A 933-nucleotide genomic window follows, 5' to 3' on the forward strand; every position below is an offset into this window, starting at 1 on the left:
TAACCTCACGAGAAATGGATGGAGAGTTTGTAAAGAACTTGATGTTTCCAAGTGACAGATTGATTTTCATGGCTCCGTTGATTGCTGACAAAATACCGCCTGAAATTTTGTTGGCAGATAGGGTTACTGACTGCACTTGGGTTATAAAGGCTGATTTGGCAAATAACTGCTTAAGATAGGCTTCTGTTGCCATAAACTTGGTAAAGAAAGCTTGGTCAACCTTTAACTTATCCGCAGTGATTGCTTCTGCTCCAATTCGAGCTGCTGAAATGATACCTGTCGTAATCTTGCCTGCATCAAGACTGGCAATCTTACCGCTCGCAATGACACCATCTTGGATGTAGGTAGTACCTGTTATTTGAACGAGTTTTCCATCTATTTTGACGGTCCCATCCTTATTGAGATTAAGTTGACTTAATACTGTTCCTGCACTGGTCAGATTTCGAACCGACCACGACCCTGCAAGTGTTGAAACTTGAGTTTGAATGGCATTCACTGCCGCCATTGTCGCTCGACTTGTTTCTAGATTGCCCACTCGTGTCACAATCCCATTTGCCGTTTGAACAACCTGACTGATTTGATTGGTGTGATCTCCAATTGTCCGAGTGTGACTGCTGACAGTATCCCGAACCTCATGAAAGGCGGTTACTGTCGTAAAGTCGTCTAATGACGGTGTCCAATAGTCTGGAAAGATATCTCCAGTTGATACCATTAAAGCTCTCACATGGAACTTACCAGTTTTAACTCCATCGATTCTGACTTGAAGTTCAAAACCTTTTGACTGTTGGTACATCTCTTGAGTGACGGTGGCGGTCAGTTTTATCAAGCGATAGTTGTTACCCGTTGTCAGATTGCTGCTCCATTTATTGTAGAAAGGGTGATACAAATTCCAGTTGATCCATGTCCAAACATTTTGACTATCCAATATTGGAC

1 protein-coding gene is annotated in these 933 nt (G+C 42.6%); it reads right to left on the reverse strand.

Annotated elements, in window-relative coordinates:
* Positions 1–933 (reverse strand): gp58-like family protein (locus tag RFK25_RS11815; protein WP_332413541.1); only part of this gene is annotated, 933 nt, incomplete at both ends.

This window comes from Streptococcus sp. SS-4456 (assembly GCF_036680365.1).
Taxonomy (GTDB): domain Bacteria; phylum Bacillota; class Bacilli; order Lactobacillales; family Streptococcaceae; genus Streptococcus.